General features: G+C 57.7%; 2 protein-coding genes and 1 pseudogene. 1 reads left to right on the top strand and 2 read right to left on the bottom strand.

Translation table 11 applies throughout. The features are described 5' to 3' along the window. On the bottom strand, window positions 1-400 hold a 400-nt coding region (locus ACXJKR_RS32250), incomplete at its 3' end, for a YitT family protein (RefSeq protein ID WP_457326326.1). A 114-nt stretch (window positions 401-514) separates the two neighbouring features. Between ACXJKR_RS32250 and ACXJKR_RS32245 the strand changes: the two are divergent. Next, a pseudogene (locus tag ACXJKR_RS32245) lies at window positions 515-751 on the top strand (IS110 family transposase); the annotation flags it as partial. Between the two features lie 299 nt (window positions 752-1,050). Here the strand turns inward: ACXJKR_RS32245 and ACXJKR_RS32240 are convergent. Then, a partial coding sequence (locus ACXJKR_RS32240; RefSeq protein ID WP_457326325.1) for a hypothetical protein occupies window positions 1,051-1,514 on the bottom strand: 464 nt, incomplete at its 5' end.

Here is a 1,514-nt window from a genome sequence, read left to right as displayed (position 1 = left end):
CCTGATGACGAAGCAGGGCCAGGAGGCCGAATCCGACGAGAAAGCCACCAAGTACCGCGGCCACCCAAGGGTTCAGGAACTCGAAGCGGACCACCCTGGGTGCCAACGCCGTACAGGCGGAAACCAGCGAGACGGCAAGGAGGCTTTTGAGCGTGAACTCTCTGCCGAGGCGCTGCCAGGACAGCAGGAAGAACGGCAGGCTGAAGGCGAAGAAGCACAGCGCCAGACTGAGGCCGCTGGTGTAGCTGGCGAGGAAGGCAACTCCCGCGACCCCTCCCGTCAGCAGGCCGGCATGTGCAAACATGGTGAGGCCCAAGGCGACGAACAACGAGCCCGCTATTAGTGCATGGCCGTCATCAAGCCAGGTGTGAACGGGCGGTTCTGTTGAAGTTCGATCCATGCCGGCACACAAGCACACAGCGTGCCGTCGCGGCAATCACCGGGTGTGGGTACTGAACCCCAACAGACGCGGAGGCGCTGATCGTGTTGGGGTTCGCGACGCTCACCCCACGAGCTGATCCAGGGCGCCAAGTCGGCCGTGATGACCGCGCATAAACGCAGCGACAAGATCTCGCAGTGGCTGGTGCAGTTGCTCGCCCGCGTGGGCTGGCAAAAGGCGGTGGTGGCGCTGGCCAACAAGAACGCGCGCATCGTCTGGGCGCTGCTCGCCAAAGGGCGAGAGTTCGATCCGAATTACGTGTCGGTCAAGCCTGGCGAAGTGCCGCCGATACCGGTCCTGGCGCAGGCCTGAACGCATTCCCCGACGAACAAGTTCTTCCGGTAGACGTGCGTTCGAAGATGCAATTCACAGGTCAGACCGGCAGCAGGCAAGCTCGACTAACCSKGTGCCGCGCCAATTGTGGCGACGGCGGCGAGTGAATGGAGCCCTGCTGAGCGGTTGGTATCTGGGCCCAAACCGAATCCCGAGTGCAACAAGGCCGCCTGTAGATGATGTGCAGTCTGTTCTCTGTGGCGCTGCATCAAATCGAATGCAAGTCTTGATGGGAAAACAGCAAAGGCGTGATTAACCGGGAAGTCCCTGTAGCGCGGTTAGGCAAGCAATCGATCCTCTGAGCCTGGATTCCAACGATACTTATATTTTTCTTTATCGGCTTCCAGCAGTCCAAGCACAACAAGTCTGTCAATGGTCTCATACAGAAACATACTTGCTGCATTATCTGTACAGAGCACACCCTTGTACTCACGAAATTGATCATAACTACCGTCATCTGGCTGAAAAAGGCCAAGGCAGATACCGAGCTTGTAGGCTGTTATATCAGGATCTTCCCATTCGAGGAGATTTTCCTTTAGGGCTCCTGCAATTGGTGCTAGCAGTGAATCCAAGTGCACTCCTTTGCTTAACGAGGCTGTCCAAAAACCCTGTATCCGCAAGCACTCCTGCCGTGCAGCCCGCATGAATGGCTGTTGAATCGAGTCGGTGACTTCATCGGTGACATGGGCTGAATTTTCGGTTCCATGGCGCCTGCGCGCCTGCCTGACCTCAATTGTGTCGT

The organism is Roseateles sp. P5_E11 (assembly GCF_054049355.1).
Note: the sequence above shows the minus strand (reverse complement) of the source record. Positions and strands in the feature narration are given on the sequence as shown.